At 66.9% G+C, this 459-nt stretch carries 1 protein-coding gene; it reads right to left on the bottom strand.

The genetic code is table 11. From position 1 onward, the window contains the following. Positions 1-459 (bottom strand): ATP-binding cassette domain-containing protein (locus AC1D0P_RS29300; protein WP_477679943.1); only part of this gene is annotated, 459 nt, incomplete at both ends.

The raw sequence follows: 459 nt of genomic DNA, 5'->3' as shown, positions 1-459 counted from the left end.
GGCCCGCCGCACGAGATCCATGTCATGCTCGATCAGGAGTACGGCACTGCCGAATTTCTCCGGGATCGCCGCGATCCGTTCGCCTAGCTTCAACGCCTCGGCATATGACTGGCCGGCGGCGGGCTCGTCGAGCAGGATAATCGCCGGCCGGGCCGCCGCGACGCCCGCGACATCGAGCAGGCGGCGCGTGCCGGCATCGACTTGCGAAATCGGCGTTGCCGCAGGCGGGCAATCGAACCAGTCGAGAACGGCTGCAATTTCCGTGTCGGAGATGGAGCCGGCGGCGAGGCGGACATAATCGCCGACGCGGAGTTCGGGTGCGATGCGTGTCGTCTGCCAGGTCCGCCGAATGCCCATGCGCGCCCGATCGGTGGCGGATACGCCTTCGACCGGTTGGCCGTTCAGCCGCACCGAACCCTCATAGCGCGCAAGGAAACCCGCGATCGCATCGACCATGGT

The sequence above is a fragment of the Polaromonas sp. P1_G2 genome (genome assembly GCF_056405515.1).
The sequence above is the reverse complement of the archived record's forward strand: the minus strand, read 5'-3'. Positions and strand labels throughout refer to the sequence as shown.